The organism is Gemmatimonas sp. (assembly GCF_044345575.1).
Lineage (GTDB): Bacteria > Gemmatimonadota > Gemmatimonadetes > Gemmatimonadales > Gemmatimonadaceae > Gemmatimonas.
In genome coordinates, this window is the sequence record NZ_JBIJAW010000331.1 from 1 (window position 1) to 3563 (window position 3563).

At 64.5% G+C, this 3563-nt stretch carries 4 protein-coding genes; 1 reads left to right on the forward strand and 3 read right to left on the reverse strand.

The features are described from left to right. Positions 1 to 79 precede the first annotated feature (79 nt). The 3 genes from ACIQ6O_RS14545 to ACIQ6O_RS14555 form a co-directional block, all read right to left on the reverse strand. A complete protein-coding gene (locus tag ACIQ6O_RS14545; protein ID WP_396208502.1) occupies positions 80 to 211 on the reverse strand; it encodes a hypothetical protein in 132 nt (43 codons plus the stop codon). Between the two features lie 185 nt (positions 212 to 396). Continuing rightward, positions 397 to 1773: a cytochrome P450 gene (locus tag ACIQ6O_RS14550; protein WP_396208503.1), complete on the reverse strand. Its 1377-nt coding sequence runs from the start codon at positions 1771 to 1773 to the stop codon at positions 397 to 399. Continuing rightward, on the reverse strand, positions 1770 to 2531 hold the full coding sequence (locus ACIQ6O_RS14555) for a hypothetical protein (RefSeq protein ID WP_396208504.1): 762 nt from the start codon (positions 2529 to 2531) through the stop codon (positions 1770 to 1772). The genes ACIQ6O_RS14550 and ACIQ6O_RS14555 overlap by 4 nt, the downstream gene beginning before the upstream one ends. 297 nt (positions 2532 to 2828) lie before the next feature. Here ACIQ6O_RS14555 and clpX point away from each other — a divergent pair. After that, a partial coding sequence (gene clpX, locus ACIQ6O_RS14560; RefSeq protein WP_396208505.1) for an ATP-dependent Clp protease ATP-binding subunit ClpX occupies positions 2829 to 3563 on the forward strand: 735 nt, incomplete at its 3' end.

Here is a 3563-nt window from a genome sequence, read left to right on the forward strand (position 1 = left end):
TCACCGAGGGTGGTGAGAGGCACGGAGAAGTACAAAAACAAAAGAGGAGGAGCCGCTTGAAGGCTCTTCCTCTTTTTGTTTATGCGTTGTCGCGGTTCTCCGTGCCCTCACCCGTCTCGGTGAGCTCCGTGCTCACGCGTTTCCCCACCCGGCGTTCGTCGCCGCCAAGTGAGGCACTCGCGGCGGGCTCCGGATGAGAGGTGAGAGACACGCGTCCACACGGAGCTCGCCGAGGGTGGTGAGAGGCACGGAGCACGGCCGAAGCAAAAGAGGAAGCGCCTGACCAAGGCCCTTCCTCTTTTTACTTCCTTGTCGTTCAAGTGCCGTTGCGGTGCTCCATGCCCTCACCCGCCTCGGTGAGCTCCGTGCTCACGCGTTTCCCCACAACTCCAACCCTCAGCGCGCCCGCACCCGCATCATGATCTCCGTCGCCGGCCGCGTCGTGAGCCGCGCATACGGTCGCACCGTTTCCGGTTGCAACGCCTCGAAATCGAAGCGCCGCACGAGTCGCGCAATGATGAGCGCCGTCTCGATGGTCGCGAATGCCGCCCCCACGCAGATGCGCGGGCCACTCCCGAACGGCAGGTACGAGCCCGGCACGTGCCGCGACTCGTTCTCCGGCAGGAAGCGATCGGGGTCGAAACGGTCGGGCTGCTCCCACAGCTTCACGTGCCGGTGCATGCTCCACGGCGCGATCATCAGCATCGTGCCGCGCGGGACCTTCCGGTCGCCGATCACAGTGTCCTTGCCCGCCACCCGCGGCAGGAAGGTGATGGGCGGATAGAGCCGCAGCACTTCGCGGAAGAAATTGCGCACGAACGGCAGCCGCTTGGTGTGCTCGAGCAGCACCGGCCCGTCACCAACCACCTCGGCCACCTCCGCGCGAATGCGCTCGGCGAACTCGGGGCGCTGCGACAGCACGTAGAACGCCCACGTGAGCGAACTGGCCGTGGTTTCGTGCCCGGCGAGGAAGAACACCCCGAGTTGGTCGATGAGTCCTTCGCGGTCGAACGGCTGCCCCGTGTCGGCGTCGCGCGCCTCGAGAATGGCGCCAGCAATGTCGTCGTACTCGGGGTGCTGCAGCCGCGCGTCGAGCATGGCACCCAAGTGCATGCGGATACGCGCGCACGCCTGACGTACCGGCTCCGGCTGCTGATGCGGCGACCAGGGCTTGTCCCACAACAGGCGCTTGATGTCGATACTGCCCACCTGTCGCTCGAAGCGCATGAAGTCTTCGAACACATCGTGTGACGTCTGCCCTTCGAGTGGCACCGAAAAGATGGTGCGCGTGATCACGTCGGCCGTGAGATGGCTCATCGCCGCATCGAGCGAGAACGTCTCCTGCGTGGACGCCTCGGTCGCCAGCCGCGTCTCGTAGTCATCGACCGCCGCCGCCATGAACTCGAACGCGCGGTTGATGCGCATGTGCGAGAACGCCGGATCCACCATCTTCCGCTGGCGACGCCAGGTGTCACCGCTGGTGACGAACATGGAGTTTCCCACGAGATCCTCGAGCGCTTCCACGAACAGATCGTTCTTGGGGAAGGTGTCGTGATCGGTGAGGATGCGATTCACCCACGTGGGATCATTCACCAGCAGGATGCCACGCCGGGTGTAACCGAGCGGCGTGATCATCTCGCGATAGGCAAGATCGGGGAGCAGGCTCAGCAGGTCCTTCTCGCGCCGCCACATGAGGCGGAGGAGCGACGGGACAGGCGCGCGGGGGGTGGGAGCCGGCGGACGCCAGAGGGCCGACGTGCGGGGCGCGGTCACGCCTCCGCTCCGGCCGCCTGACGCCCCTGAGCGGCCGCGCTGTTGCGCCGCATGAAGGCAATGCGGATGCGCGCCTGGTGGTAGATGATGATCACCAGGCCGACCGCGAGCGGGATGGCCCACATGCGGGGGTTGAGGGCCTGCCCGGGATTGAGGCGCACGAACCCGAACGCCATGAAGGCCGTGTACACCGAAATGCCCGACCCCACGATCGCCTTCACATGCTCCAGCTGGTATGAAATACGGCTGGGGCTGTCGCGGTAAATGAACCAGAGGTTGGTGAGCCCCGAGGCCACACCGACGATGGAGAAGCCCATCATGAGCGTTTCGCTGATGAGCCACCCGCGGTAGGCGCAGAGTAGCGCTGCCGCGATGGTGAGCACATTGAGCCCCACATTGGCCCAGTGCCGGTTGGCCAGATGCTGCTTCTTGTTGCGGATCGTCACCACCCCATGCCACACCAGCTGAATGGTGAGGATGGCGAGGTACATCATCATCCAGCCGAAGATCCCCTCGATGCGCCATTGCGGCCACGAGAGCGCCACCTGCTTGGGGTGGGTCGTGAGGGGATCGAGCAGCGTGGTGATGCTCATGCAGAAGGCCATGCTGGCCGTGACGAGCATGAGTCTGGCGTACCAATGTCCCACCGACCGGTGCGTCTGGCTTCCCTTCTTCCCGAGGGTGGGGATCCAGAACAGCACCAGTCCCACCGCGCCGCAGGCGATGTGGACGAACAGGAAACCTTCGAAGGGCCACATGGGGGGTGTGGTACCTGTGACGAGGAGCGGGGTAACTGGGAGGGGTACAGCGAGCTCAACCGGTCGCGTCCGGGGCCGTTCCCGCTGGCTGGAACCGATTGGGCGATGGATGGTACCTCCGCAAGTTGCTGCGGCTGGGGTTTTTGCGGGAGGGTGCCGACACTTCCAAGACAGCGGTTTCGCTTGACCCTGCGCCGCGTGCGGGGTTAACTCTACCTGATGGGAGGCGTGTCTCCGCCTCCCGAACCAATGCCGTACGGGGATCAGGTCCCCGGCAGCCCACCGTACCGGATCGTTATGTCCCACGACAAGCATCTGCGCTGCTCTTTTTGCGGAAAGTCCAAGGACGCCGTCCGGAAGTTCATTTCGGGCCCGTCGGTCTACATCTGCAACGAGTGCATCGCCCTCTGCAATGAAATCCTGGCGGAGGACGAGGAACGCGAGGTCGCGGAATCCATCACGCAGGTGCCCACCCCGCGTGAGATCAAGAACATCCTCGACCAGTATGTGATCGGGCAGGAGCAGGCCAAGAAGGCGCTGTCGGTGGCGGTGTACAACCACTACAAGCGCATCAACGCCGCCGGCACGGCGCGCGAGGACGACGTCGAACTCGACAAGTCCAACATCCTGCTCATCGGCCCCACCGGCACGGGCAAGACACTGCTCGCGCAGACGCTGGCCCGTATCCTCGACGTGCCGTTCACCATCGCCGACGCCACCACGCTCACCGAAGCGGGCTACGTGGGCGAAGACGTCGAGAACATTCTGGTCCGCCTGCTGCAGGCTGGTGACTTCAACGTCGCCGAGTGCGAGCGCGGCATCGTGTACATCGACGAAATCGACAAGATCGCGCGCAAGTCGGAGAATCCGAGCATTACGCGCGACGTGTCGGGCGAAGGCGTGCAGCAGGCGCTGCTCAAGATTCTCGAGGGCACCGTGGCCAGCGTGCCGCCGCAGGGTGGCCGCAAGCACCCGCAGCAGGAATACATCCAGATCAACACCAAGGACATCCTGTTCATCTGCGGTGGCGCC